This is a genomic window from Bacillus sp. FSL M7-0003 (assembly GCF_038628485.1).
In the GTDB taxonomy this organism is placed as follows: Bacteria; Bacillota; Bacilli; order Bacillales; family Bacillaceae; genus Bacillus; species Bacillus safensis.
The window spans coordinates 526,860-552,523 of the sequence record NZ_CP152024.1 but is presented as its reverse complement, the minus strand read 5'-3'; the positions used below and the strand labels follow the sequence as shown (position 1 = coordinate 552,523).

The following is a 25,664-nucleotide window of genomic DNA, read 5'->3' as shown; positions in this document are numbered from 1 at the left end:
CCGCATGTTCACTTTCTAAACCTTTCTTTTGAGAACAAGTAAAGTAAAGTCATCGTGCAGCTGAAAATCCTGCAGTTTGAGTAAGCTGGCGTAGATGGCATCCACCATTTCTTGAGCTGAATAGGATAGGTGCTCAGATATGAGTGTTTTGATGTCCTCCCGCTCTAAGAAACCATCCTCTGACTTGGATTCTGTGACCCCATCAGAGAATAAGATCACCATATCTCCTGCGTCCAAATGCTTCTCGTACTGTCTGTAGTCAAAGTCTGGTGCGATCCCAAGGACAAGCCCTTTTGCATCTAAATCGTAAAATGTGTTCTCTTTTTTGCAATAGAAAAAGCCCGGCTCATGACCAGCCGATGCGTATTTAAACTCATGCGTTTCTTTATTATAGCTGCCATAGAACATCGTGATAAACATACTTGGGTCTACGTTTTGCTCGACTACACGATTCAGGGTTTTCAGCACCTTTGTTGGGCCGCTCCCTGACTCTGGCAAGGAATCCATCGCATATTTAATCATCGACATACAGAGCGCGGCCGGGATTCCCTTTCCAATGACATCTGCGATCGCGATATTGATTGTATCGTGATCCGTCACGAAGTGGTAATAATCTCCACTCATCTGTTTTGCCGGTACACTAATTGCACCAATATCAAAGGTATCTCCTTCTGGAATTTTCGTTTCCAGAAGGGTTTGCTGAACATTTGCAGCAATTTCGATTTCAGATTTTATTTCTTGCTGGATGCCTCTGAGTGTTAAATGTTCTTGGTAGGCAAGTCCGTACCCAATCATGACTTCAATTAAGAAGTCTAGTGAATGAAAAACATCTTCCGGCAAATCAGGGTAAAGCTCCTGAATCACTTTTCGGTGAACACTCACTATTTCTTCAGGAGGTATTTGATGATCAATGGTTTTACGGCTAAATTTTTGAGCTTGATAAAGCGATGTTTCAGTTAAATCACTGATATAACGACTGAGCAGCTGATGGTACCGCTGCTCCATTACCTCCTTAAAATCCATGGTTTCCCTCCTAGCGAAGCCACTTAACAGCTTGTATCTCCGTTCCTTGTTCTGGTGCAGAATCTAATTTAAATTCATCCATCAGTCGTCTGACGCCCGGAAGACCTGCTCCGAGCCCGCCTGATGTTGAAAATCCGTCTTCCATTACTTTACGTATATCCATGATACCTGGCCCCTCATCGGCTGCTATGACTTTGAGTCCACGCTTTCCGCGCTCCATCACTTCATCTATACAAATCTGACCTTTACCAGCGTATAAATAAATGTTTCGAGCTAATTCTGAAATGGCCGTCGTAATTCTTGCTTGGTCAACTGTTCCAAATCCAAGTTCTTTTGCAACATTGCGCCCCAATTGTCTTGCTGCGACTATGTCCCATTCCGTCAATATTCTTACACAGGATTGGTCTTTCATATCTATTCCCCCAATTCCCGCTTCAGTGTCTCAAGCCCTTGTTCAAGATCTAGTGCTGTCTGAATTTCTTCAAGCGATATTCCAAGTTCAATCAGCGTCACAGCGACTGCCGGCTGTATTCCTGTTAATACAACTTTTGCCCCCATGAGCTTGGACATCGTGATGACATCGCCTAATACCTTTGCAATAAAGGAATCAATCATGTCGACGGATGTGAGGTCAATGACAACACCGTTTGCTCCTGTTTCATGAATTTTATTCAGCAAGTCTTCTTGAAAGTGGAGAGCCGTCTGATCATCAAGCTCCCACTGTATTGAAATCAGAAGACAGTTATATAGTTTTAAGATTGGAATCTTCGGGTGATTTCTCACTAGGTTATCCCTCCAATGAAACAATTTTTCGATTTGTCATTTCCAAAGCAGTTTGAATTCCTTTTTGAAGGGTATTCTTTGTTGTAACTTGCGATAAATCAATTCCAAGGTTCACAATGGTTTGGGCTATTTCTGGGCGAATACCGACAAGCAAACACTTCGCACCTACTAATCTCACAGCCTCAGACGCTTGAATGATATGGTGGGCTACCATTGTGTCAACGACAGGGACACCTGTAATATCAATTAAGACGACCTGTGAGCGATGTTTGACGACACCATTGAGCAGGTTCTCCATAATTTTTTTCGCACGATCTGTATCAATTGTTCCAACAAGCGGCATGACGGTGATGTGCTCAAATACAGGGATCAGCGGGGCTGAAAGTTCCTGCAGCGCAATTTTTTGAAGGTTGACTGTTTTCTCCCATGAGATGGAATACTGGTTTAAGATCTCGTTATGAATAGGTGTGATGAATTGGTCGATTTGCCAGATGAGGTCATGACTTTCTTCTGTTGTATCTTTGTCATCGTTCATTTTTTGATATAAATGTGTACGGATTTCAGTTAGACCATTTGCCAGTAACTTAAGTGATATACCCATTTGAACAATGTTTAAAGCAAGAGTTTGCACTTTTTCTTCAAAATCCTCATTATACCCCTCTGAAAGAGATGTAATGATCAGTTGAACATATTCCGAACAGATGGTTTCATACATTTTGTCGTTCAGCATCATGTCCGTTTCTTTTTCTCCGAGTCGTCTAAAAATGTCCGTCCACTCTTTTTGTAATTCCTCTCGATGCTCTCTTGCAAAAGCTAACACGATATGATTCGACATGTTTTACCCCCTACGTACATAAACAGCACTTCTTTTAGTCTTCCTTCATTATAACGTTAATAAAAATTGAACACAAAAAAAGTTGCTCCCAAGAGAGCAACCAAATCTCACCATATTAAAAATCAATAAGAGCCAAACTAACTTGTAAGGCTTCATCAACCTTCTCCATCATCTCATCATCAAGATGTGTGATTTTATCTGTCAATCTTTGTTTATCGATTGTACGAATCTGCTCCAAGAGAATGACAGAATCTCGTTCAAAGCCGTAGCGCTTTGCATCAATTTCGACGTGAGTCGGTAATTTCGCTTTTTGTATTTGGGCTGTTATGGCTGCAACGATAGCAGTCGGGCTGAAGCGATTTCCAATGTCATTTTGAATCACCAATACTGGGCGAACCCCGCCCTGCTCGGAGCCAACAACAGGAGATAAATCAGCAAAGTAAACATCACCGCGTTTAACAATCAAATGTTTAACCCCCGCTGACTAATCGCTCAACTGTATTCTCAGCCTCAAATTCTGCGTATTGTGCCTCTGAAGAGATATTCAGATTAATTTTCGCCATCTCCATGTAGCCGCGTCTCATCGATTCACGATTTTGTCGAATATTACGTTCACGAATATACGTTTTTGTCGCTCGGTAGATCAATTCATTTCTTGTTACCTTATCCTGCTCTGCTACTCGTTCGATTTCAGACATCAAAGCCTCCGGTAGTCGAATCTTCATTTCGTTTGTTGCGCTGGATTCAGACAAAAAACATACACCTCCACAAAACTTACGGATACCGTTTCGATCCATTCCAAGACTAATCATACCATTATTCAATGCGCAAGCAAAGCTGTTTTTTCATGATTTCTTATTAGAACATGAAGCGGCTGTTCACCCGTAAATCAAAGATGATAATGGAGTTCCTCTTTCACATTATACGCTTTTTTCCGAAAATCATACGGTATTTCCAAAATCTCTAAAAAAGGGAGAATGTTTACGCCTTCTTTGTAGAATAAAAAGGAACGATGTCAGTTTGACGATCGTTCCTGTGAAAGCTGTTTAGAAAAAGCTTGGCCCGCCTTGAAGCAGCGGATTCCGCACATGCACCCTTTTGCCGTCCTCTATATATACTCTTGGGACGCGGTGTCCAATGGAGCATGTGACTTCATAGTTAATGGTTTCAAGCCTTTTTGCAATTTCATCGACTGATACCATTTCTTCACCTTGTCCACCAATCAAAACGACTGGCTCCCCTACTGGAAGGTTCTCTTTCAGTTCAACCATGAATTGATCCATACATACCCTTCCGGCAATCTTCCGGCGCTTTCCGCCAACAAGTACTTCCGTACCTGCCAGCTTCCGAATCCACCCGTCTGCATAGCCGACTGGTACCGTACCGATCCATGTATCTTGATTGGCGGTATACGTCGCCCCATAGCTGACACTCTCACCCTTTTGAATGGGCTTCACATGGGCGAGCTTTGTATGAAGAGACATGGCTTCTTCCAGCTTGAAAGGGAGTTCATCTTTGATTTCCTCTGATGGTGACAGCCCGTACATACTGATGCCGAAGCGAACCATATTAAACAACACTTCTTTAAACCTTAAACCTGCTGCACTATTGGCACAATGAACGAGCAGTTCGTCCGTATGAAGCGGCTGAAGCAGAGTTTGAAAAGTGTCGACCTGCCGCTCAAAATAGTTTTCATCCTTTTCATCTGCTGTCGCAAAGTGAGTAAATACACCTTCCAGTTGTAAATAAGCATGCTCGCTCACAAGCTTCTTTACTTCGCTGACTTCCTCCAACGTTTTCACACCTAAACGGTTCATTCCGCTGTCTATTTTCAAATGAAAACGAATGGGTTGTCCCATCTGCCCTTTCACCATAGCGTCGACTTCCCTCAGCCACTCTATGGAGTAAGCGGTCATGATCACATTGTATCGAACAGCGGTTTTGACATACTCCGGCGGTACTGCGCCGAGTACAAGAATCGGTGCTTTAATGCCTTGATTTCTTAAAGAAATGGCCTCATCTAAAAAGGCGACAGCTAACAAGTCTGCTCCTGCTTTGAGTGCAGCTCTTGCCACTTCTATATCTCCATGTCCATATGCATTGGCTTTCACAACAGCCATCAATTGAACATTTTGACCGATATGATCTTTCATATGTGAAACATTGTGCTTGATTGCGGTTAAATTAATTTCTGCCCAAGTGTCTCTATAAAAGGCATTTGTGTCCATCAGTCACACTTCCCTATTGAATGATTCAATCCCTTCATATGATACTAAAAATCAAGAATAATGTGAAACAAATCAAAGAAAATCAGCCCTTGCACAGGGCTGATGCTTCATTTATCAAGGCTTTCCGCCTGAGAATCTCATTTATTTAGCTGACTGGCCTTCTACACTCTTTGCAACCATCAAAAGCTCTTCTTTCGATAGATCACTTGAGGAAATTAAGTAGTCAACTCCGTCAGATGTCCATGAGAGGGATTGATCTGTCAGAACCCCTACTGTCATACCAAGATCGACCGGCTCACCGTTCATCGTGACAGGCGTAGATGCTTCAGCTACTCGCGCTTTTTCCTGAATGAGTGTGAAGGATTTCTTGCCGCCGTACGTAATCACATAACGCTTCCCAGCATCTGTCGTCATTTCTTTCTCTTCCATCTTCTTCACGCCTTCTGGCATATCAACTGGTGTTTTCACCGCAAAGCTGTCAGATGGGTCTGCACTTGTGGCAACATCCATTTGAGAGAGTGTCATGTTTTTCTTCTCATCAAATGCATCTTTGTCAAAGGATTTATTGAATTCAAAGTGAGAGAATTCCACTTTCACCATTGGCTTTTTGTCGCTATCCAGCACTTTCACACTGGCAGGCGCCATTGTTTTCTTATGAAAGGTAATCTCTTGGGTAGGCAGCATTTGGTTGTGCTGATAATTGGTCTTCGTTTCGAACACATACTTTGACTCTTTCGCTTTGAACTGAGCTGCGCTGTCATTTTTAATATCCTTCACAAGTGATTCGAATAAATAGACCTGACTGCTATTATTCGGCCAATCACTATGGAAACGGAAGCTCTTGTTCAATGAAGGTGTCAGCACAAACACACCATTGCCATTTCTTAAAATGACTTGACTCTGATCCTTTTTCGGATTTTCTAAATAGACACGGTAAAGCTCCGGCTTTTTGTACCAAATTTCTACCTGGTACTCCTGCGGGTCATTTCCTGTCTCAATGGTCATTTTTGCTTTGGCTTTGTATGATGTCATTTCCTCTGCCTTTTTGTTTAAATCTCCAACGATATCTTGCTGAGATTTTTGACCGCATGCGGAGAGAATCAGTACAAAAAGGATTCCCGTTACAAGCAAAACAAAGCTTTTTCTCACCCTTTTCAACCCCTTCGTTAATTGTGTTAAAAGGAAGAAACCGCTTGTTTGACTTTAACAGTACGCCTCAAGAGTTAACTGCGTACCGCGAACCATCAAAGCCTGTTAGCAACTCGCCCTTCCTTATCGCACTACCCAATATATGAAGGGGGGACAAACAATATGCAGACTAGCTTGACAACCTTTCAATTAAAACTTGTGCAGCAGCATATTCCTTTGTATGGGTAATGGACACATGAACCTGATCTCCCTCCGCTTTCTTGCTTTTGATAAAGGGTTTTCCCTTATCGTCTTTTTGAATGTCTATGTCATGAAAGCTTAAATGCTGACCGATTCCTGTTCCGTATGCTTTAGCGAAAGCTTCTTTTGCCGCAAAGCGCCCTGCCAAAAATTCCAGCTGTCTTTTTTCATTGAGTGTACGAAAGACGTCCTGCTCACTTAAAGTCAAAATGCGTTCCGGTAAACGAGGCTGTCTGCTGAGTACTCGCGAAAGACGGTCGATCTCTACAATATCAATGCCTATGCCTTTAATCATGAGGTACCTCCTATGATACTCGTACTAATTTAAGTGTTCGCTTCATAAACGTGTTACTATAAACTTACCAATATCTAGTCAAAAGGGGTTTGTTATGTTTATTCGAACGGAGAGCTTTCAACAATTTATTAGATCGTATCCAATCGTAACAGCGATCCTTGCTTTACAAATTGGCCTGTGGCTTATATTTGCGGTTCCTATCCCTATTATACAGCTTGGACAGGATCATCTCGTCGGTTTCAATTATGGTGTAGCGGCTGGGGAATGGTGGCGGCTCGTTACACCTATTTTTCTTCACGGAAGTCTCACGCATATTTTATTTAATTCCATGTCCCTTTTCTTATTCGCCCCAGCGCTTGAACATTTGCTTGGGAAGGTTCGATTTCTGATCATTTATCTTGGTGCAGGATTCATTGGCAATCTCGGAACCTATTGGGTGGAGCCTTTAGAGTATGTACATGTTGGCGCTTCTGGTGCGATCTTCGGTTTGTTTGGGGTTTATCTATACCTTGTCCTGTTTAAACCGCACATGATGGACCGCGGGAATTCACAAGTGATTTTAACGATTCTTGCTGTTTCTGTCATTATGACGTTCGTCAATTCGAACATCAATATCATGGCTCACTTATTTGGATTGATCGGCGGTATGCTTCTAGCACCGATTACGCTGCTTTTCCATTCGAAAAAAAGACGCTATTAATCTCATAAAAAATGTCGATCACTCCTCAAGCAGGAGCTGATCGACATTTTTCGTTTAGGACGATTGATTTTTTTCATATGAATACCAATCAAATACACGTGCCGCATCTTCTTCCTCAAGGTGATGCACACCAAAGGAATCAAGCAGCGCAGAGGATTTCACAAAGGTGTGAATACTTGCGACCCGGCCTTTCTTTTGGAAAAAAGATTGCGTCATCGTATAGTTTTGCATTCGTTTTCTCAAGACAATGCCAGTGGTCTTGCCAATGCCTCTTGATGTCATTTGAATCAATGAATCTTTGATTGTATATCCTGATTGTTTATAAGCTAAATAGCCGAAGAATAGAGCAAGCGGTAACGGAATGAGTCCCAAATACCCCCATGGTGGAAAGCGTACCGACAGGATGACACCTGCAAGTAACGGCACAAAGCCATATGAGATCAGGTAGCGTTTGAGTGAACGCTTTGGCACTTTTTTCAGCTCTGTTTCTGGTGCTACATGATAATGATCGGTGAATTGTGACAGCAATTCATTTATTTTTTTCTTCCGAATGAGCGGAAATAAGACGGAAGAGGTTTCTTTCTCTGTAATTGAACCTCCTGCACTAACAAGCATCACGGTCGCAAAACCAAAAGGCTCACGGATAATATTCTCCTTGATTTTCACTGCTTGAATTCTCGCAAGTGGAATGGTCATTTGATGTCTCTCGATGAGCCCTCTTGTAATGATGATGTCATTCCCTTTTCGTTTTGCAGCAAAATTCGCATACTGAAGTGCTGTTACCCCAACACTCAAGATCCAAGCGATCAATACGGCAAGAAATATCAAAATCGCATAGATTTCAATGCTCGCATGGCTTAAAAAAGAGAACTGCTTGAAGAACCCGTCCAAAGGGAGAATTTCATCTATTTGCGTGTAGATGGCAAGACACCCAGATATAATGACCCCGATACCGCTTGAAGTGGTCGCAGCCAAAAGCAATTCTGGCACACCCATACGATAGGAGACATTGATTTCTTCCTGCATAGGTTTTTGCGCAGTCAAATGGCCAGGCAGATCACCTGCTTCATCCATCATTTCTTCTTCCTGCAAGCGTTTCTTCCGGTTGAAAATCGACTGCTTTAATTGTTCTGCTTCTGCTTTAGTAATCGCGGTCAGGCTCACTTCTGGACCATCCGTTCCGCCTGCCGTTTCGATTTGGACCCGTACTAAACCAAAAATCCGCTGGAAAATACCTTCACTTGTATTGACTGTTTGAATTCGTTCTAACGAGATATATTTTTTCTTTTTCGTGATTACACCCGATTCCACACGAAATTCATCGTCTTCCATCCGGTAGGTGAATCGTCTCCATTCTAAAATGGTATATACGGCTTTCCATAAAAGAAGCACACCAAGAATGATAAATGCATAAAAGCGAATGCTGGAGTTCGAGTTCACAAAAATCAACACGAAAAAAGGGATAATGAAGTTTTTGATCATGGATACAGCATCTGATATAAAATCAATGAACATCGAGATGGGATGTACACGTTTTGGTTCAGACATCATCTTCCGTCACCCTTGCTAAACGAGATATGTAATCACGAAGCTCATCTGCCTCTTCTAATTCTAGCGCCGGTATATCATGAACTGTGGCAGCAGTCGAAATTTGAACAGATGCCAAACGGTAGCGCCTTAAAAGCGGCCCTTGAGATGTATCAACATGCTGAACACGAACCATTGGCACAATGACACGTGTGACGCGAATGAGTCCATGCTGTATTTCAATTTCATTTTCGAATACTTCGTAGCGCCAGATGTGGTGGCGGATTTTTGGTATGAGCCAAATGCCAAAAATAACCTGTAAGACCCATAAACCAGAAAGAATCGCTCCAATCCAATATGGCCATTGAAAATAGTAGCTGGCAACAAATACCCCAATGATGATGAGTAAGAAAATCAATGAGATAATTCCATTTTGAAGACGCCATACCTTTAAACCATTTAAACTAATTTGACGTTGCGGCTGTTTTCTCACATTCTTCCCCCATTCTCTTACTTTTCTATCAATATATTACGTAACAAAGCCTAAAAAGTTTCAATTTTAAAAAAAGCGAACCCTGCAAAGGATTCGCTCTTGTATGTTAGTTGTTATAAGATTTCTTTTGACGACGATCGTTAGAAGAACGATTGCGGTCATTTGAAGAACGCTTTTTATCACCATAAGATGAACGGCTGTTCTTGCCTTTTCCACGGTAGCCTCCGCCACCGCCGCCGTCTCTGCGTTTAGAAGAGCTGCGGTTGTTACGATGACGTTTAGAAATCATCGGTGCTTCATCTGTTAAACGAACAGGCGTTGCATCCGGCTCTTTTGTCATCATTTTGATCGCAGCTGCAACCACTGTTACAGAATCATGATCTTCCAACAATTCAGCAGCAGCTGTCATGTAGAAGTTCAAGTTGTTTTCACTGATGATTGTGCGTAGACGGTCAACTGTTACTTGCTGTTGTCCTTCAATCGCCTCATCAAGTGTAGGCTCTTTCATACGATCCATTTTACGTTTAGTCGTTTGCTCAATCGCACGAAGCATATCTTTTTCACGTGGTGTGATGAATGTCATCGCCATACCTGTACGTCCAGCACGTCCTGTACGTCCAATACGGTGCACGTAGCTTTCTGGATCTTGCGGTACGTCAAAGTTATACACGTGTGTTACGCCTGAGATATCAAGTCCACGTGCTGCAACGTCTGTTGCGACAAGCACATCGATTGAACCCTCTTTGAATTTACGAAGCGCAACCATACGTTTTGCTTGAGTCAGGTCACCATGAATTCCTTCAGCTGTATACCCTCTAAGGTTAAGTGCTTCAGTCAATTCGTCAACACGGCGTTTCGTACGGCCGAAGACAATTGAAAGCTCAGGTGATTGAATGTCAAGAAGACGAGTCAATGTATCAAACTTTTTACGTTCGTGAATATCCAAATAGAACTGTTGGATGTTAGATACAGTCATTTCTTTCGCTTTTACTTTTACGTGTTCTGGGTTTGTCATGAAACGCTCTGCAATGCGCTTAATTGGTGCAGGCATTGTCGCAGAGAATAAAAGTGTTTGGTGTTCACTTGGTACATTTGAAAGGATCGCTTCAATGTCTTCGATGAAACCCATGTTTAGCATTTCGTCTGCTTCATCTAGCACAACTGTTTCAACGTTTTGAAGACGCATTGTACGACGGTTAATGTGATCGAGTAAACGTCCTGGAGTCCCTACGATGATATGAGGATTTTTCTTGAGCGAACGGATTTGACGGCCGATATCTTGTCCACCGTAAATAGGAAGTACGCGTGCACGCTTGTCTTGGCCGATTTTATATAGCTCTTCAGATACTTGAATCGCTAATTCTCTTGTTGGCGCAATGATAATCGCTTGGATATTTGGAGACGCTGGGTCGATTTTTTCAACCAGAGGAATACCAAATGCTGCAGTTTTTCCTGTTCCTGTTTGTGCTTGTCCGATGACATCTTTATTTTGAAGACCGAGAGGAATCGTTTCTGCTTGAATCGGTGTTGCTTCTTCAAATCCCATGCGGTTAATAGCCTTCATGAGACTTTCGCTTAATTGAAAATCTTGAAACGTTATAGTCAATTTATTCAAACTCCTTCTAATTGCTGTTTCAGTAATCTCGTGAATGATCATTAAAAACTGCCCTTTTCTGAAAGGACAGGTCCATTATATACAAAGCCCGAATTACCCTACCTTATATCTTACCATTACACTATTTGTTTTTCAACAAGACAGAAATGGATATATCTACTGTTCTACAATGACAGATTCACCTTCACTTTGATCTCCGTCCATCCATTTCCACTTTTCAAACAGTTGAATTTTTCCGTTATCCAGCTGCTTTGGAGTGGAATTGCAAGTCCCGCTTCTCATACTGCCGTCCTTGCTTACATGGTGGTATCTAAAATGAAGTGTTCCATCCTCATTCACAGTTCCTACAAGTACGCCAGATACAATACTGCCGCCTTGATATGTGCCCGTTAATATATTCCCGTCCTGACGATATTGAAATATGGTTCCTGCTGATACTTCTCCGTTACTCGAATTAGACTGCGGGATAAAGGTTTTTCCGTCATATTGAAACAACCGAATCAACCACCTTTTCTTTCCTATTGTACCATATGCCTGTCACTCATTCGACAAAAATGATGCAAATTTTAACAAGTGGGATTCAATTTATATTAGTTTAGCCACATTTTAGCTTTTATATATATTAAATTGCTTTTTTTAGAAAATGTTCTACTTTCTCAAACAATTGCTGGGCACATGGCTCATGACAAACATGATGTTTACAATCGGGCAAATAAAACATTTCTTTCTGGCGAGACGGGACTTTATGATAAATAAATTCTGCACTTGAAGCAGGCACAATCCCGTCGCTTTCACCTTGAACAATTAACACAGGCAGATGAAGCTTCTCAAGCGAATTCTTCGTTTGCTTTACCAGCTTCATAAATTCTATCGCAGCTGAGAGCGGCGTGCTTGTGAGCTTATGGCGATATCGATCATATAAAGGGTTTGTATCAATGATCCCTGACAGGGACTCCTTCACCATCTGCCTTGTGTCTTGCATCATTTGTTTTGGGTTCACATATTTAGCCGCAGCACTTAATAGGACGAGACGGGCAACTGGGTACTTCGCTGCTAAGTAAGAAGCAATCATTCCGCCCATAGAAAAGCCGATCAAATACACGGTGTCACAAGTTCGATAAAGGGATAGAAGTTCGAGTTCAGCTGTCGCTATCCATTCTTGATAAAGAATGCCTTTTAACTGAAGCTCATCCCCATGCCCCGGAAGCGTGACAGACTGCACTTCCCAATCTGCCGTCTGTTTTAAATATTGCGCCAGCGGTTCTACTTCATAAGGGGCACCCGTAAAACCGTGGATACATAAACAGCCAATCATTCTGTCACCTTCTCACTTTTATAGTGCAGTAATGACTTCTTCCAATTTCATACCGCGTGAGGCTTTGACAAGCACAACATCGTCAGGCCCTGCCACTTCAGCTAGTTTTTTCTTCAGGTCCTCTTTGTCCATAAAGGAGAATACGTGCTCAGCCCCGAATGATTTTTTCGCTCCTTCAGCAATGAATGCACCTAGACGGCCATACGTCATGACATGATCAATAAATTCCGGCTTGATGTAACGGCCGAGTTCATAATGATACGTTTCTTCTTCGCTGCCCATTTCGAGCATATCTCCAAGTACAAGAATACGATTTGCGAAGCCGTCCATATCTCCCACAAGATCAATGGCTGCTTTCATAGAAGTAGGACTTGCATTATACGCATCATTAATGACAGTGATTCCTTTATCTGTTTTAAACAGCTCAAGACGCATCCCCGTCAACTTCGTTTGCATCAGTCCCTGGGCTATTTGTCTTTCATTCAGCCCAAAATGCTGGCCAATAGCAATAGCAGCAAGTGCATTCTTCACATTATGTTTCCCTAATACAGGAATGAGAAAACCTTGGGCATACCCTTCGACCTGAAATTCTGTTCCTTCTGCAAGCTGGTTGATGTGCGTTACCTTGATATCACAGTCCTCTGCTTCTCCAAAGGTTTTTACACGCTGAGAGAGTGAACTTGCTCTTTCGCGAAGCAAAGGCTCATCACCTAAGTAATAAAAGATGCCGTCTTCTTTTAACCCTTTGACGATCTCACATTTTGCATCAGCAATGGCTTCTCTTGACCCTAAATCTTGCATATGAGATTCCCCGATATTTGTGATGACTGCCGCATCCGGCTCAGCGAGGTCTGATAAAAATTCGATTTCGCCTTTTGCACTCATGCCCATCTCCAAAACCGCAATATCGGTTCCTTCTGGCATTGCAAGAATGGTGAGCGGAAGACCGATATGATTATTAAAGTTACCGTCTGTTTTATGAACTTGATACGCTGTTTGCAAGACGGAATGAATCATGTCTTTCGTTGTGGTTTTCCCATTACTTCCTGTAATACCGACAACACGAGGGTTTTCTTCTTTTAAGTATGATTTCGCCAGCTGTTGAAGCGCAGCTAGTGTATCCTCTACAAGAATTACTGGAACGCCTTCTGGCGGATTGGCTTCTTTTTGATTCCAAAGAACAGCTGAGGCTCCTAGCTCCACTGCTTTTGAAGCAAATGTGTGACCGTTAAAATGTTCTCCGATAAGCGGGATAAACAGGGCGCCGTTTGATACTTTTCGTGTATCTGTTGTCACTCCGTGAATCTGTTCTTCGCCAAAAGCTTGATTAGATAGGGTTCCACCAGCCATTTGGGCGATTTGTTTCACTGTACGTTTGATCATGATTTTTCGCCTCTCTTTCTCATTTCACGTTTGAAGGAAAAGAGACACTACCTAAGGATAGTGTCTGCTTGCTGCTCACATTAAAAAGTTGTTTTAATGGTTTGTTTTTCTCGATGGCGTTCAATTGCAAGTGACACCAGCTTTTCAATTAACTCTGGATACTCTACACCAGTGTGCTTCCAAAGTAATGGGAACATACTAAATGGTGTGAATCCAGGCATTGTATTCACTTCATTGATCAACACTTCACCTTTTTCTGTCAGGAAGAAGTCTGCACGTACGAGACCAGATCCATCGAGGGCTTTAAATGCCTTAATCGCCATGTCATGAATCGTCTTATATTCATCCTCTGACACACTCGCCGGAATGATCAAATCTGTATCGCCATCTTCATATTTTGCTTTGTAATCATAAAAATCTGTTTTAGGTGCAATCTCACCAACGACAGAGCATTTCGGCTCATCATTGCCTAACACACCAATCTCGATTTCTCTTCCAACGACGCCTTCTTCTACGACCACACGACGATCATATTGGAAAGCGAGGTCAAATGCAGTCTGCAGTTCTTCTTTGCTGCGGCATTTGCTAATTCCAACACTTGATCCCATGTTGGCAGGTTTCACAAAGCATGGATAGCCCAGTACTTTTTCCACCTGTTCTAAGCTGTCTGGTGTCGCTTTCTCGTAGTCTTTTTTATTGAAAGAAAGGTGCTTTGCTTGTGCAAGTCCTGCTTGTGCAAAAACATCTTTCATCATGACTTTATCCATACCCGCGGCAGACGCGAGAACGCCGTTGCCGACATACGGGATATTTAACAGTTCAAGTAATCCTTGCATTGTGCCATCTTCTCCATTTGGTCCGTGCAGCAACGGGAAGACAACATCAATTTTCTCATCAGCCGATGCAGGCTGTGGAAACATGCTTTCATTTAAAGAAGTTGGTAAAAACGTCTTTGCGTTCTGTTCAAATTGAAGCATTTTGACGTTTGATACTGGTTCAGTGAGTTTTTCTCCTCTTAACCATTCACCCTCTTCTGTAATATAAATTGGATGTATATCGAACTTCTCAGTGTTAAGTGCTTTTGTAACTGCAAGGGCTGTTTGCAGTGATACATTATGTTCGGCTGACTTTCCGCCGTAAATCAATCCTAAACTTATTTTCAATGGATACTCCCCCCACTAAAATTCATCTTTACTATCTTATCACTTTCAAGCAAAAATGCTCTAATTAATTTTTGTTGTTACGTAATTGAAATGATTTGTAAAGGTTGTAAGCGCCTCCCGAGCATTTGTATGTCATTCGCCTTTATTTTATATTAAAATGACATTGAAAAGGAGTTGTGACAAATTGAAAAAAATCACAAGTACTGAACAATTCAATGAAATTATTCAATCAGACAAAGAAGTCATCGTTAAATTCTTTGCAACATGGTGTCCTGACTGCACAAGAATGGACATGTTCATTCCAGACATCCTAGAAGCTTATGCTCACAATGAATGGTTTGAAATAAATAAAGATGATTTCCCAGAATTAGCTGAAACGTATCAGGTAATGGGTATTCCAAGCCTGTTAATTTTCAAAAATGGTGAAAAAACAGGTCATTTACACAGTGCAAACGCAAAATCGCCTGAAGAAGTGACAGAATTTCTTCAAGAGCACGTTTCTTAATTGATGAAACGAAGGACATCAGCAAACTCTTGCTGATGTCTTTTTTCTTTTTAAATCTCTTCATAAGACGAGCTGCACAGCCAAAACGTTTCAAATTGATGTTTCACTTACGACAAGTCATGACAAGATTATTTCCTGGGAAAGAATGCAGCGTCGAACCAGCTTGGAATATGTCGGTTACGTGAATTTTCTGAATTGAACCTTTACTTATGACATTTGTCTTTGTATAATGGAGTTGCTAATTGAAAATGATTATCAATTTCATCTATGTGAAATCCTATAGACGTCCATTCTAATAAGGGAGCGATAAGTCACATGTCTAAGAAGAAAATTAAAACCTATCAGCAATTGATTGAAGAGAATAAAAAGGCCATCATGCGCGATCCTCAAATGATGGAAAGTATTTACGAAACCATTGACAAAAAACACCAGAAGCAGCTTGCAGCTGCTGGGCGTGAATCATAAGTACAAGAGGAGCAGTCATCACTGACTGCTCTTTTGTCTGCTTCAATAAAATAAAAAAAGCCGATAAAATCTGTTATTCGATTTTATCGGCTTTTTTTTAATTTGCTTTCGCTACACGGTCCTGCTTCATTCCTAAATAAATGAGCATATATGTGAGATAACCCATTGTCATCGTTAAACCACCGAAGAAAAATTGAGAAAAGACTGGTTCCTCAAATGTCGTGACGGCAGCAAGAACGATCCAGCTTGCATATAAATAGACCATGAACCATTTCATGTTTCTTTTAAGTGTATACAGAAAGAAAAGACCCGCTAACGAAAAAATTCCCAGCGCTAGTCTGAAATAAACAAGGTGATCAAACTGGAAGGCAAAAGACACAAACGAAAACGACAGCAGCAACAAAATTGGTAAAGCCGTAATGAAATTTTTCACGATAGTGCCACCTCCATGACTCCTTCTTATTATAAGACAAAATCAGCCGGTTATCGTGAAATACAGACTCGTTTTCACAAAGATGTCACGAATTTTTCTTGTTATTTGACACAATTTTTACACATTTACATCACGTTTCCAAAAAAGAATCCAAGCCGATCCAATAAAGAAAACAAAATGCGCCCCTACTATAAATAGAGAAAACAAAATGCTCATCCCATGAAAAGGCGGCGGTCCTTGAAAGCTGTACTGAGTAAAGTCCGTATTCGCGAAAAGGAGGATTTTCCCCCACTGATTTTCTAAGAGAGACATGATCGGTACAAGTGATTTCGCCGCATATAAAACAAAAAACGAGGTCACAAGGGCAACAAGACTGTTTCTAAACAAACTGGAACACATAAAAGCAAAGCTTGCCATCATGATCACTTCCACCCACTGAGATCCAATGACGGCAAACGTATGCTGAAATAATTGCCCCGTTCTTTCATCAAAATCAGTACCGAAGAAAATAAGACCAAATAGAAAAGCCAAAACATAATAAAAAACAAACAAATAAATGACTGTCAGCACAAGTGTGATGTATTTTGACAGAAAAATGTGCAGTCTTGTTTTTGGCCGGATCAATAGAAACTTGATCGTCCTTTTCTGAAACTCTGTTGAGATCAAGGTCGCGCCAATAACAACAGCAAGTACCTGCAAAATAAACACGACGTTCGTGGAATAAGCAAAATAGTTCGCGACTGTGTCTTGTCCACCAAAGCTTGATATGACTCGTTTCAAGGTTAGAGCCATGGCCAGTTGAAATACAACGATCAATAAAAGAGCAATGAATGTGATCTTTTTCTTCATGATTTTCTTATGCTCATTCTTGATGAGATTAAGCATCTGTCGTCCCGCCTTCCGTCCATTTCATAAATGCCTCTTCAATTGACTGCTTTTGAGGCATCATTTCAAGTACATCAAACCCCGCCAGCACAAGCTGTTTGTTCAGCTCTGGCACACGTTCTTTGTTCAGTTGAAGCAGTACACGCGCTCCATTTCGTTCATATGTATAGTCGTGTGCATCAAGCCATGAGACCGCCTTTTCTACTGGCTGAATATTCATCAGCACCTGCTCTTTCCCCTCCATATCCCGGAGATGAGTACTAGCTTTGATCTGTCCCTTTTGAATGATAATCATTCGGTCACATAGCTCCTCTACCTCATGCAATAAATGCGTCGCAAATAACACCGAGGTTCCTTCTTCCTTTACAAGCATTTGTAAGTGCTCCCTGAATTCCTTCATTCCTGCAGGGTCCAGTCCATTTGTCGGTTCGTCTAAAATGAGCAGGTTCGGCCGATGCAAAATAGCTTGTGCAATCCCAAGCCTTTGTTTCATCCCTAGTGAATACGTCTTGACCTTCTGATGAATGGCATCCTCCAGACGAACTCTTTCCACCACTTCCTGAATGCGTTCCTCCGTCACGCCATCGTGCATCGCTGCATACATTTCAAGGTTTTCAAAGCCTGTTAAATACGAATAAAATTCTGGGTTTTCTATGATCGCACCAACAGATGACATCGCCTTAAGAAAATCCTCATCTTGTGAATATCCATTGATCATGATGTTGCCATTGTTTTTTTTCATCAAGCCAACGATCAATCGAATCAAAGTTGTTTTTCCAGACCCATTGGGTCCAAGTAGTCCAACAATTTCTCCTTGCCCAATATCTATAGAAATATCCTGCAAGATCATTTTCCGGCCAATTTGTTTATCGACTTTCTCTACTTTTAAAACAGCAGACTGCAAAATGGTTCCTCCTTCTGATGTAAAGCCTGTGGCGGCAGTTATGACCGCTCATCCTGTAAAAAGTATATCACGCGAGACAAATCAATCCATGAAAAAAAGGACTGATCCAGTCAGCCCTTCTTGCTTATTACAGTGATAAGTTAGGTGTCGGCGCTTCTTTCTCGTGTTTCTTTTCGGTTTCAGAAACAATCACCGCACATGCTGCGTCACCTGTAATATTAACTACGGTTCTTGCCATATCTAATAAGCGGTCTATGCCAAGGATCAGCGCTATTCCCTCAACAGGAAGATTCACGGAATTTAACACCATGGCCAGCATGATGAGTCCTACCCCTGGGACACCTGCTGTACCGATACTTGCTAAAACAGCTGTTAAGACAACCGTCAGCATTTGAACAAGCGTCAGTTCAACCCCATACACTTGAGCGATAAAAATGGTCGCAACACCTTGCATAATGGCTGTGCCATCCATATTAATGGTTGCACCCAGCGGCTGCACAAAGCTTGAAATCGGCTCTGGCACCTTTAAGCGCTTTTGCGCTGTTTCCATTGATACCGGCAGTACTGCGTTACTGCTTGATGTACTAAACGCAACAACCATCGCTGGTGAAAATCCTTTAAAGAATGCCATTGGATTTCGTTTAGCTAAGATAGCAATGGTTGATCCATATGTCAGGAAGAAATGCAGGATAAGCGCAATTAACACGACCGAGAAGTAAAGTCCCATCGCTTTCATGGCATCCAGCCCCTGACTGCCGATTGCCGTTGCAATCAAACCGAATGTCCCGTACGGTGCAAATTTCATCACAACACCGACAAGATACATCATTAATTCATTTCCTTGTTCAAACAGCTTCAGTAAGCCTTCCGTTTTTTTACCAAGCATGGCTATGCCAAGACCTAAAAATACACAGAAGACGATAATTTGAAGCATATCTCCTTCAACTAACGATTGGACTGGATTGGTTGGAATAATGTTGAGTAGTGTTTCTGCCATTGATGGGGCTTCCTCTGCGGAATAATCAGCCGCTTTTGTATCAAAATCGCCGAAGGCTCCCGGCTTGATCAATAAGGCTAATGAGATGCCAATAATGATGGCAAAAGTCGTAGTGAGCAGGAAATAAGTAATGGTTTTTGCGCCGATTCTGCCTAGCTTCTTCGGATCGCCAAGGCCTGCTACACCGAGCGTGATCGAAAAGAATACAATGGGCACAACAAGCATTTTAATCAGGTTTAAGAAGATTTGACCTAGAGGTGTAAATAAATAAGGGTCTAACACTTTGAATACATTTGGAGCAAAAAGGTTGAGCAGCAATCCTGTGATTGCACCTACAAACAAGGCAATAATAATTTTCGTCGCCAGCTTCAATAAAATCTCCCCTTCCTCGTCAAAAAGCCCACGAGAGAGTCTTCTCGTGGGCCTGCGTGTCCATACGTGTACCACTGTCTACTCTCTTCACGCTGATGAGGTTAGCTGACGGGTTAGGACGAAGAGATGTCCTTTTTTCTCAGATAAGAAAAATTCACCCCAAAAACATGGGTCCCCCATTCCTTTAGAAGGATTAAGCGTGTGGTAATATGATATTTTCATACCATTTATACCTTATTTTTAGAAAATTGTAAACAGGTTCATATGAACTTTTTAATTACTTTCTTCCCTATTTGTCACTTCAAGAATATCTAAAATAAACACAAAGATTGGGATACCGATAATAAGTCCCCAAATGCCAATATAGTGTTCAGAGAAGATCAGCACAATAAACGTGAAGAAAATAGGGAGTTCTGTTTTAGCTGACATGAGCTTCGGATTCAAGAAGTATGCTTCAATAGCATGGATAATCACAATCACCAGCACAATATACAGGACATACATTCCGCCTCCGAGTGTATACGCAATGATGCTGAGTGGAATAAGAGAGATAACCACACCCGCTACTGGGATTAATCCTAGCAAAAAGACCATGACCGCTAATCCAAATAACTGCGGGAAGCCCATAATGCCTAGCGCAATGGTCGTTAGCACACAATTAACGGTTGCAATAATAAACTGTGCTTCGAGTACTTTTCCAAACGTTCGGGAAAATTTACGTCCAAAGAAGGCAATTTCATGATAGAATACGGAGATTTTACTCGTTTTGAACTTGTTCATGAATTGAATGAGGCGTTCTTTTTCGAACAGGAAGAACATGCTTAATATTAAGGACATAATGACCTGGATACTGAACGTGCTGAAATCGGTTATGTATGTATAGAGGAAATTAAACCCTTTCTCAAAGAAAGCTGATATTTTGAAATCTCCGAATACGTTCGTGATGACGTCAAAGAAGGGTAAATCTTGTGGGTGATCTGCAATTTTCTTTCCTAAATGGAATAGCTGCTCTACCTGTTTGGCAATGATTGGTACAAAAACGAATCCCCCAAATGTCAATCCACCAGCCAGAAGAATATACAAAATGGTAATGACCGATTTCTGTCCTATTTTCAGGAAGCGATTTAAAAAGCCTCTAATGACCTCTTCCAACCGATTCATCAAAAAGGTGAAAATGAAGGTCAAAAGAATTAAATTCATCATTCCTCTTAATAGATATAATGCTGTAGCTAATACTACAAATACTGAAAACCGCTTAACACCGGGTTTTTCGAACAATTTTAAAAATGCCGTCATTACGTTACACACCTGCCAGGACTAAAGTCTATTTTTCATCGTATCTGATATACATTATATCGGATCTTTCTGTAAATTATATAATAAAAGGTCAAAGAGGTCTTACGATTTGTATTAATTTTATTGGTTTTTCTTTTTCACACAAAAAAACCGAACCCATGTAGAACATAAGGTTTCGGTTTTTGGTTGTTTTTATACTAAACAGCCTGCTTCATATTCCGCATTTCCTGAAGTGCTGTTTTGCTCTTCGCTTCGTCAAATTCTCCTTCACTCTTCGCGACAACAATTGTTGCGATGCCATTTCCAATGAGGTTTGTAATCGCTCTTCCTTCACTCATGAAGCGGTCAACCCCAAGCAGCAGTGCTAGACCCTCTAACGGAATGACCTGTAATGCCGCAAGAGTAGATGCAAGCACGATAAATCCGCTTCCTGTCACCCCAGCAGCTCCCTTTGATGTAAGCATCAGAACAAGGATAATAGTGATCTGCTGACCGATCGACAGGTCTACACCAAACACTTGCGCCAAGAAGACGACGGCCATTGATAAATAGATGGAAGTTCCGTCTAGGTTAAAGGAATAACCTGTTGGAATGACAAGACCAACAACAGACTTAGAGCACCCGTAGCGTTCCATTTTATCCATCATTCTTGGCAGCACGGATTCTGAAGAACTTGTGCCAAGTACAATTAAAATTTCATCCTTGATAAACCGCAGATAACCGAGCAGGCTGAAGCCATACATTTTACAAATGATGTTCAGTACAACGAAAATGAACAAGAACATGGTCAAATAAACGGAGAGCATCAGACTCGCCAGCGGTTTAATCGATGCCAAACCAAAGTGTCCGATCGTATAAGCCATCGCCCCAAATGCACCAAGAGGCGCAGCACGCATGATATAACCAATGATTTTAAAGAAAACAAGTGACAGCTTATCAAGCCATTCGATGATGCCTTTCCCCTTCTCGCCAAGAGCAGCGAGCGCGACACCGAATAGAATAGAGAAGAATAAGACCTGTAAAATATCACCCTTTGCGAAAGCATCAACCATGTTAGATGGCACGATGTGTGTAACAAATTCCATCCAGTCGATACCCTGTCCCCCATTTTGGGTATACTGTGAAACGTCCCCTTTTTCAAGCTTGCTATAGTCAAGACCAGCACCTGGCTTCATGATATTCACCACAAAAAGACCGATGACTAGAGCAAGTGTCGTGACAACTTCAAAATAAATAAATGCTTTTCCCCCAACTTTCCCAACCTTTTTCATATCACCCATCTTGGCAATACCAAGAACAATGGTTAAGAAAATAATTGGTGCAATGACCATTTTAACGGCATTGATAAAGGTGTCACCAAGCGGCTTCATTTCTTTTCCGACGTTTGGCCAAACCATCCCGACAATGATCCCGATTATGACAGCTGCAATTACCTGAAATGTCAGGTTCTTCAAAATCCTTTTCATAAAAAATCAACTCCCTCACCCTTTGATGTAAACGCTTAACTATTATCTGTAGATAAATGATAGCGATTTCATCAAAGGCTGTGAAGCTTATGGACATATCGTACATTTTGGTCTTTTTGGTCTCTTAGTCAGAATGTACGATATATTTATTCACAGGCCGTCCTACCCCGCCATATTGCATATCTAATTTCAGCTCGCCTTCTTTTACGAGGAAGTCTAAATACCGGCGTGCCGTGACGCGGGCAATGCCAAGTGCATTGGCGACTTCTTCTGCAGACTGCGCGCCTTCCTGCAAGCCCATATACGCTTTAATTTCGTTCATCGTATGCACATTCAGCCCTTTAGGAAGCCAAGTATCTTCCTGCTTAACAGCAGGCTTTCGTATGATATCATCGAGCATCTCCTGAGAGAATTCTGCTGCAGTTTGGATTTTTGATTTAAACGCCTTATAGCTTTCAAGTGATTCTTTCATTCGTTCAAATTTGAATGGTTTAATAATATAATCCCGCGCACCATTTTGAAGCATGATGCCGATGGTCTCTTTGTCCTTCGCTGCTGAAATGACAATCACGTCCACTTTCATCTTCTGTTTTCTGATGTCTTGCAGCGTTTTGACGCCATCCTTTTTTGGCATATAGACATCAAGTACCACGAGGTCTGGACGAATTTCTTTGATCAGCTGGATGCCCTGCTCCCCGTTCCCAGCGACAGCTGCTACTTGAAAGCCAGGAACACTCATAATGAACTCTTTATTCACTTCTTGCACCATCGGGTCATCTTCAATTAACAGCACCTTAATCTGAGTCATCTGTCTCTCTCCTCTATGGTCATTGGGAATTCGATTGAGAAGGTGGTACCAATGCCGATGCTTGATGTGACCTCTACATTTCCCATCCCTTTGTCGATAATCGTTTTTACAATATACAGGCCATAGCCTGTTCCGCCCTCTTTGCCATGTGTGAAGCCTTTATCGAAAATAGAAGGAATCATTTCTTTTTCCATCCCGGAGCCATTGTCTTCAATTAAAATCGCGAGGACATCCTCCGTTTGATCGATACTAATGGAAATGACTTTTGTGTCTCTTTCTACAGTATCATACGAAGCAAAGGCGTTCTCAATGAGATTTCCGAGCAGCTTTGTCATATCATGCTGATCAAGCCGTTCAGGGAAATCACGCAGACAGCTATGTTCATCTACTTCGACCATGATGCCAAGCTCCTTGCCCCTTCTGATTTTGCTCATCAATAACCCTGCGACAGCATCATGCTCTATGACGCGATGAAGAAAGTCCGTCACATGTTCCTGCTCCTCTGTCGTTTGAAAGGCTAGATCGAGCGCCTGATCGGCTTTACCAAGCTGAATCAGCCCGGCAATCGTATGAAGCTTATTCATATGTTCATGGTTTTGCACCCGCAAACCGTCCACAAAGTTCTTAACCCCTGTGAGCTCCTCCGCCAATTTTGCCGCTTCTGTCCGGTCCTGAAAAATGGCGACCGCTCCGATGATCTTCTTTTTCATGACAATCGGAATCCGGCTGCTCATGATCCGCTTTCCGCTCATATGGATTTCTTCATTGTAGACGGGTTCTGCGCGATCAATAATCTCAGGAAGTCTCGTATCAGACAGCACACCCCAAATATTCCGGCCCACGACATCACCTGTTACGCCAAAAATCTGCTTCGCCTTCTCATTAAAAATGGTGATCATGTGCTGATTATCAATGGCGATGACCCCTTCATTAATAGAGTGAAAGGTTGCAGTGCGTTCCTCTAGCATTCTGACAATCTCATGCGGCTCCAGCTTAAACATTTGCTGTTTAATATGACGGGCGAGCAAAAATGAACCCACAAGCCCAAAGCTGAGCGTCAGCAGGAGGATCATGAGGATATCCTGCTTCATTTCTCCTAATATATCTGCCATACTTGGCAGAGTTCTTCCTACAAGCACAACCCCTGTTTGATTAAATTGATCATCCTTGACTGGATAAAAAGCTCTGATGGCTGTTCCAAGCTCTCCCTCTGCTTCTGAGAAATAAATATGCTCTGCAAAAGCCGGCTCTTCATCAGTTCCTTCTGAGCGCTGGCCAATCCTCGTTTTCACTGGATGCGTTAATCTCACATGATCCATATCCATCACGACAATATAGTCAGCATCTTGAATAATCCGAATCTCTTCGATTGCATGCTGTAATTGATCACGATCCTTTGTCTGATCAGCTAACGCCTGCTTCACCTCATTCATCTCAGCCACGGTTCTCGCCGTGTTCATGAGTCTTTTTCGAAGCTCCCGTTCCTCTGTCTGCTGAATTCCCCCAACAAGAACAATGCCTCCGATTAGTAGGGCGAAAATGACAACGAAATATGTGAGGATGGTAAGCTTCCATCTAATAGATAATTGTTGTAATTTCAATCGATTTCTCATCATTTTTTCACCTGTATCTTTACGGATTCTTCCTCTGTCAAGTATGCTTGACATAAGGGGGATCTGACGCATGAAGAATTTACTCGCTTATACACTATTGCTCATGATCGGTTTTGTAACCGCTTTATACCTTGGTTTTTATCATATGATGCCAAAATCAGCGACAACCTTTGATGATGAACAGACAGGGCTGAAGGACCAGCTTGTATTCAAATTCAGCCATGTCGTGGCAGACAATACACCTAAAGGACTTGCCGCAAAGAAATTTGCTGAGCTCGTGCACGAAAAATCCGATGGAAAGATCAGCATTCAAATTTTCTCCAACGGAAGCCTTTATTCTGATATTGAAGAAATAAATGCACTCAAAGAGAATCAAGTTCAATTTATTGCTCCGTCTACCTCGAAGCTCGGCATGCTGTCCCCTGAGTGGCTGGCACTTGATCTTCCCTTTGCTTTTTCAAATTACAATGCGGTTCAAGAAGGCCTGCAAGGTGCAATTGGACAAAGGTTGTTTGGCACGCTGCAAAAAGATGGGTTAAAGGGAATGGCTTATTGGACAAATGGCTTTAAGCAAATTACTTCTAATAAAGGGCCAATCAAACAGCCGGCTGATTTAAAAAACCAGTCTCTCCGCATTATGCAAAGCGACATGATTGAAAAACAATTCAAACTCCTTAGCGCAAAGCCCTATCAGGAATCATTTAATTCAACGTTTCAGCTATTAGAAACCAAAAAAGTAGACGGTGAAGAAAATACCATTTCAAATATTTATTCAAAAAAATTCTATCATATACAAGACTATATGACGATCAGCAATCACGGGTATTTAGGCTATGTGGTCTTAACAGATCAATCCTTCTTTGACCGCCAGACACCCGAAACGAAGCGAATTTTACTTGAAGCCATGGAGGAAACAACGGCTTGGAATGAAAAGCATGCAGAACAGATGAACAAAGATCAGCTGGAGGACATTAAACGTGAATCGCCGATTGCCATTCATGAATTGACGCCAGCTGAAAGACAAAAATGGATGAAAGCCCTTGATCCTTTGTATGATGAAGCCGAAAAAACGATCGGCTCCACCCTCATCAAACAGATCCGCGAACTGCGTGCACGTTATGAACACTCACCTATTCATGCTTTTCAGGAAGAGGATGAGAGCAAATAAAAA

28 protein-coding genes and 1 riboswitch are annotated in these 25,664 nt (G+C 41.8%); of the genes, 4 read left to right on the top strand and 24 right to left on the bottom strand.

Annotated features, from left to right (window positions below):
- Positions 1-15 precede the first annotated feature (15 nt).
- The 9 genes from MHI23_RS02640 to acpS form a co-directional block, all read right to left on the bottom strand.
- Positions 16-1,023 carry a PP2C family protein-serine/threonine phosphatase gene (locus MHI23_RS02640; protein ID WP_056768356.1) on the bottom strand — a complete coding sequence of 336 codons (1,008 nt, stop codon included), beginning with the start codon at positions 1,021-1,023 and terminating at the stop codon, positions 16-18.
- A 10-nt stretch (positions 1,024-1,033) separates the two neighbouring features.
- Positions 1,034-1,435, bottom strand: a complete 402-nt coding sequence (locus tag MHI23_RS02635; protein ID WP_024425390.1) for an anti-sigma regulatory factor — start codon at positions 1,433-1,435, stop codon at positions 1,034-1,036.
- Positions 1,436-1,437: 2 nt separating this feature from the next.
- Positions 1,438-1,806, bottom strand: coding sequence for an RsbT antagonist protein RsbS (gene rsbS / locus MHI23_RS02630; RefSeq protein WP_003214235.1), 369 nt, complete (start codon positions 1,804-1,806; stop codon positions 1,438-1,440).
- Between the two features lie 4 nt (positions 1,807-1,810).
- A complete protein-coding gene (locus tag MHI23_RS02625) occupies positions 1,811-2,641 on the bottom strand; it encodes an RsbT co-antagonist protein RsbRA (RefSeq protein WP_342492257.1) in 831 nt (276 codons plus the stop codon).
- A gap of 115 nt (positions 2,642-2,756) precedes the next feature.
- Positions 2,757-3,107 carry a type II toxin-antitoxin system endoribonuclease NdoA gene (gene ndoA / locus MHI23_RS02620; RefSeq protein WP_024425388.1) on the bottom strand — a complete coding sequence of 117 codons (351 nt, stop codon included), beginning with the start codon at positions 3,105-3,107 and terminating at the stop codon, positions 2,757-2,759.
- A gap of 4 nt (positions 3,108-3,111) precedes the next feature.
- Positions 3,112-3,393, bottom strand: a complete 282-nt coding sequence (locus MHI23_RS02615) for a hypothetical protein (protein WP_003214273.1) — start codon at positions 3,391-3,393, stop codon at positions 3,112-3,114.
- A gap of 294 nt (positions 3,394-3,687) precedes the next feature.
- Complete coding sequence (gene alr / locus MHI23_RS02610; RefSeq protein WP_342492256.1) at positions 3,688-4,869, bottom strand: alanine racemase; 1,182 nt, start codon at positions 4,867-4,869, stop codon at positions 3,688-3,690.
- A gap of 141 nt (positions 4,870-5,010) precedes the next feature.
- Complete coding sequence (locus MHI23_RS02605; protein WP_087975235.1) at positions 5,011-6,027, bottom strand: outer membrane lipoprotein-sorting protein; 1,017 nt, start codon at positions 6,025-6,027, stop codon at positions 5,011-5,013.
- A gap of 160 nt (positions 6,028-6,187) precedes the next feature.
- The gene (gene acpS, locus MHI23_RS02600) at positions 6,188-6,553 is read right to left on the bottom strand and encodes a holo-ACP synthase (RefSeq protein WP_024427373.1); all 366 of its coding nucleotides are present in this window, start codon (positions 6,551-6,553) and stop codon (positions 6,188-6,190) included.
- 94 nt (positions 6,554-6,647) lie between these two features.
- On the opposite strand from acpS, the gene MHI23_RS02595 reads away from it, so the two are divergent.
- Positions 6,648-7,253, top strand: a complete 606-nt coding sequence (locus MHI23_RS02595; protein ID WP_024425384.1) for a rhomboid family intramembrane serine protease — start codon at positions 6,648-6,650, stop codon at positions 7,251-7,253.
- 54 nt (positions 7,254-7,307) lie between these two features.
- Here the strand turns inward: MHI23_RS02595 and MHI23_RS02590 are convergent, their stop codons facing one another.
- The 7 genes from MHI23_RS02590 to MHI23_RS02560 all read right to left on the bottom strand — a co-directional run bounded on the left by MHI23_RS02590 (position 7,308) and on the right by MHI23_RS02560 (position 14,749).
- Positions 7,308-8,804: a PH domain-containing protein gene (locus MHI23_RS02590; RefSeq protein ID WP_342492255.1), complete on the bottom strand. Its 1,497-nt coding sequence runs from the start codon at positions 8,802-8,804 to the stop codon at positions 7,308-7,310.
- Positions 8,794-9,273, bottom strand: coding sequence for a PH domain-containing protein (locus tag MHI23_RS02585; RefSeq protein WP_024425383.1), 480 nt, complete (start codon positions 9,271-9,273; stop codon positions 8,794-8,796). Before MHI23_RS02585 ends, MHI23_RS02590 begins: the two co-directional genes overlap by 11 nt.
- Positions 9,274-9,379: 106 nt before the next feature.
- Positions 9,380-10,879 carry a DEAD/DEAH box helicase gene (locus tag MHI23_RS02580; RefSeq protein ID WP_024427371.1) on the bottom strand — a complete coding sequence of 500 codons (1,500 nt, stop codon included), beginning with the start codon at positions 10,877-10,879 and terminating at the stop codon, positions 9,380-9,382.
- Positions 10,880-11,044: 165 nt separating this feature from the next.
- Complete coding sequence (locus MHI23_RS02575) at positions 11,045-11,383, bottom strand: hypothetical protein (protein WP_024427370.1); 339 nt, start codon at positions 11,381-11,383, stop codon at positions 11,045-11,047.
- A gap of 127 nt (positions 11,384-11,510) precedes the next feature.
- On the bottom strand, positions 11,511-12,203 hold the full coding sequence (locus MHI23_RS02570) for an alpha/beta fold hydrolase (protein ID WP_024427369.1): 693 nt from the start codon (positions 12,201-12,203) through the stop codon (positions 11,511-11,513).
- 18 nt (positions 12,204-12,221) lie between these two features.
- Positions 12,222-13,586: a UDP-N-acetylmuramoyl-tripeptide--D-alanyl-D-alanine ligase gene (gene murF / locus MHI23_RS02565; protein ID WP_135033051.1), complete on the bottom strand. Its 1,365-nt coding sequence runs from the start codon at positions 13,584-13,586 to the stop codon at positions 12,222-12,224.
- Positions 13,587-13,666: 80 nt separating this feature from the next.
- A complete protein-coding gene (locus tag MHI23_RS02560) occupies positions 13,667-14,749 on the bottom strand; it encodes a D-alanine--D-alanine ligase (RefSeq protein WP_024427367.1) in 1,083 nt (360 codons plus the stop codon).
- A gap of 184 nt (positions 14,750-14,933) precedes the next feature.
- Here MHI23_RS02560 and MHI23_RS02555 point away from each other — a divergent pair, with 184 nt between their 5' ends.
- Both MHI23_RS02555 and fbpB read left to right on the top strand, forming a co-directional pair.
- Positions 14,934-15,254 carry a thioredoxin family protein gene (locus MHI23_RS02555; RefSeq protein ID WP_342492254.1) on the top strand — a complete coding sequence of 107 codons (321 nt, stop codon included), beginning with the start codon at positions 14,934-14,936 and terminating at the stop codon, positions 15,252-15,254.
- Between the two features lie 315 nt (positions 15,255-15,569).
- A complete protein-coding gene (gene fbpB / locus MHI23_RS02550; RefSeq protein WP_065215285.1) occupies positions 15,570-15,719 on the top strand; it encodes a Fur-regulated basic protein FbpB in 150 nt (49 codons plus the stop codon).
- A gap of 97 nt (positions 15,720-15,816) precedes the next feature.
- On the opposite strand, the gene MHI23_RS02545 is transcribed toward fbpB, so the two are convergent.
- From MHI23_RS02545 to MHI23_RS02510, 8 genes are all read right to left on the bottom strand, one after another.
- Positions 15,817-16,152, bottom strand: coding sequence for a hypothetical protein (locus MHI23_RS02545; protein WP_024427366.1), 336 nt, complete (start codon positions 16,150-16,152; stop codon positions 15,817-15,819).
- Positions 16,153-16,269: 117 nt separating this feature from the next.
- Positions 16,270-17,037, bottom strand: coding sequence for an ABC transporter permease (locus MHI23_RS02540; RefSeq protein WP_024427365.1), 768 nt, complete (start codon positions 17,035-17,037; stop codon positions 16,270-16,272).
- A complete protein-coding gene (locus tag MHI23_RS02535; protein WP_025093589.1) occupies positions 17,030-17,941 on the bottom strand; it encodes an ABC transporter ATP-binding protein in 912 nt (303 codons plus the stop codon). Before MHI23_RS02535 ends, MHI23_RS02540 begins: the two co-directional genes overlap by 8 nt.
- Before the next feature lie 127 nt (positions 17,942-18,068).
- A complete protein-coding gene (locus tag MHI23_RS02530) occupies positions 18,069-19,310 on the bottom strand; it encodes a dicarboxylate/amino acid:cation symporter (protein WP_024425376.1) in 1,242 nt (413 codons plus the stop codon).
- 76 nt (positions 19,311-19,386) lie between these two features.
- A riboswitch (cyclic di-AMP (ydaO/yuaA leader) is annotated at positions 19,387-19,520 on the bottom strand.
- Positions 19,521-19,583: 63 nt separating this feature from the next.
- A complete protein-coding gene (locus MHI23_RS02525; RefSeq protein WP_024425375.1) occupies positions 19,584-20,606 on the bottom strand; it encodes an AI-2E family transporter in 1,023 nt (340 codons plus the stop codon).
- A gap of 197 nt (positions 20,607-20,803) precedes the next feature.
- Positions 20,804-22,072 (bottom strand): C4-dicarboxylate transporter DctP, encoded by a 1,269-nt coding sequence (gene dctP, locus MHI23_RS02520; protein ID WP_224427123.1) that lies wholly within the window; start codon positions 22,070-22,072, stop codon positions 20,804-20,806.
- A gap of 124 nt (positions 22,073-22,196) precedes the next feature.
- Positions 22,197-22,880 carry a response regulator gene (locus tag MHI23_RS02515; protein WP_024425373.1) on the bottom strand — a complete coding sequence of 228 codons (684 nt, stop codon included), beginning with the start codon at positions 22,878-22,880 and terminating at the stop codon, positions 22,197-22,199.
- Positions 22,877-24,481: a sensor histidine kinase gene (locus MHI23_RS02510; RefSeq protein WP_176364956.1), complete on the bottom strand. Its 1,605-nt coding sequence runs from the start codon at positions 24,479-24,481 to the stop codon at positions 22,877-22,879. The genes MHI23_RS02515 and MHI23_RS02510 overlap by 4 nt, the downstream gene beginning before the upstream one ends.
- An 82-nt stretch (positions 24,482-24,563) precedes the next feature.
- On the opposite strand from MHI23_RS02510, the gene MHI23_RS02505 reads away from it, so the two are divergent.
- Positions 24,564-25,661 (top strand): DctP family TRAP transporter solute-binding subunit, encoded by a 1,098-nt coding sequence (locus tag MHI23_RS02505; RefSeq protein ID WP_342492253.1) that lies wholly within the window; start codon positions 24,564-24,566, stop codon positions 25,659-25,661.
- Positions 25,662-25,664: the final 3 nt, after the last annotated feature.

Bases quoted from the DNA above. Each gene is read 5' to 3' on its own strand.
- MHI23_RS02640 (WP_056768356.1), bottom strand. From the start codon at position 1,023: ATGGATTTTAAGGAGGTAATGGAGCAGCGGTACCATCAGCTGCTCAGT.
- MHI23_RS02635 (WP_024425390.1), bottom strand. From the start codon at position 1,435: ATGAAAGACCAATCCTGTGTAAGAATATTGACGGAATGGGACATAGTC.
- MHI23_RS02625 (WP_342492257.1), bottom strand. From the start codon at position 2,641: ATGTCGAATCATATCGTGTTAGCTTTTGCAAGAGAGCATCGAGAGGAA.
- alr (WP_342492256.1), bottom strand. From the start codon at position 4,869: ATGGACACAAATGCCTTTTATAGAGACACTTGGGCAGAAATTAATTTA.
- acpS (WP_024427373.1), bottom strand. From the start codon at position 6,553: ATGATTAAAGGCATAGGCATTGATATTGTAGAGATCGACCGTCTTTCG.
- MHI23_RS02595 (WP_024425384.1), top strand. From the start codon at position 6,648: ATGTTTATTCGAACGGAGAGCTTTCAACAATTTATTAGATCGTATCCA.
- MHI23_RS02590 (WP_342492255.1), bottom strand. From the start codon at position 8,804: ATGATGTCTGAACCAAAACGTGTACATCCCATCTCGATGTTCATTGAT.
- MHI23_RS02570 (WP_024427369.1), bottom strand. From the start codon at position 12,203: ATGATTGGCTGTTTATGTATCCACGGTTTTACGGGTGCCCCTTATGAA.
- murF (WP_135033051.1), bottom strand. From the start codon at position 13,586: ATGATCAAACGTACAGTGAAACAAATCGCCCAAATGGCTGGTGGAACC.
- fbpB (WP_065215285.1), top strand. From the start codon at position 15,570: ATGTCTAAGAAGAAAATTAAAACCTATCAGCAATTGATTGAAGAGAAT.
- MHI23_RS02540 (WP_024427365.1), bottom strand. From the start codon at position 17,037: ATGCTTAATCTCATCAAGAATGAGCATAAGAAAATCATGAAGAAAAAG.
- MHI23_RS02525 (WP_024425375.1), bottom strand. From the start codon at position 20,606: ATGACGGCATTTTTAAAATTGTTCGAAAAACCCGGTGTTAAGCGGTTT.
- dctP (WP_224427123.1), bottom strand. From the start codon at position 22,072: ATGAAAAGGATTTTGAAGAACCTGACATTTCAGGTAATTGCAGCTGTC.
- MHI23_RS02515 (WP_024425373.1), bottom strand. From the start codon at position 22,880: ATGACTCAGATTAAGGTGCTGTTAATTGAAGATGACCCGATGGTGCAA.
- MHI23_RS02505 (WP_342492253.1), top strand. From the start codon at position 24,564: ATGAAGAATTTACTCGCTTATACACTATTGCTCATGATCGGTTTTGTA.